Consider the following 789-nt stretch of genomic DNA (forward strand, 5'->3'; position numbering starts at 1 on the left):
GGGGATGCCGGCCGGCGCACCGACCGTTTCCTGGCCGACAGGCTGGGCACGCTGTCGCGGTCCCGCGTCAAGGCGCTGATGGAAGCGGGGCACGTGCTGCGCGACGGCGCGGTCCTGCGCGATCCGGCCGATCCGGTCCGGGCCGGCCTGTGTTATGAAATAAGGGTGCCGCCCGCAATGCCCGCGACGCCGCAGGCACAGGCGATTCCCTTTACCGTGCTGTACGAGGATTCCGACCTGATCGTGCTGGACAAGCCGGCCGGCCTGGTGGTCCACCCCGCGCCGGGGAACGAGGACGGCACGCTGGTCAACGCGCTGCTGGCCCATTGCGGCGACAGCCTGACCGGCATCGGCGGCGAACGGCGGCCGGGCATCGTCCACCGGCTGGACAAGGACACGTCGGGCGTGATGGTGGTGGCCAAAACCGAAGCCGCGCACGCGGCGCTGTCCGAGGCATTCGCCGCCCGGGACATCGACCGCATTTATCTGGCGCTGGCCTGGGGCATGATGGCGCCGTCCAGCGGATCGTTCGAAGGCGCGATCGGCCGGGACAAGCGCGATCGCAAGCGCATGGCCATGGTCACCCATGGCGGCAAGCAGGCGCTGACCCATTACCACACCCGGCAGAGCTTCCACGGCGCCGTCAGCCTGGTGGAATGCAGGCTGGCCACCGGCCGCACCCACCAGATCCGGGTGCATTTCGCTGCCCACGGCCATCCCCTGCTGGGCGACCCGGTCTATCTGCGACGGATTCCCGCCGCCGCGCGCGGCCTGCCCGAGCCCGCGCGG

The 789-nt window shown here is 71.0% G+C and carries 1 protein-coding gene; it reads left to right on the forward strand.

Annotation, left to right across the window (positions count from 1 at the left end; translation table 11 throughout):
• Nucleotides 1-789: RluA family pseudouridine synthase (locus tag HUK84_RS20965; RefSeq protein ID WP_246285813.1), on the forward strand; the 789-nt coding region annotated here is incomplete at both ends.

Source organism: Nguyenibacter vanlangensis, from assembly GCF_013376155.1.
Lineage (GTDB): Bacteria > Pseudomonadota > Alphaproteobacteria > Acetobacterales > Acetobacteraceae > Gluconacetobacter > Gluconacetobacter vanlangensis.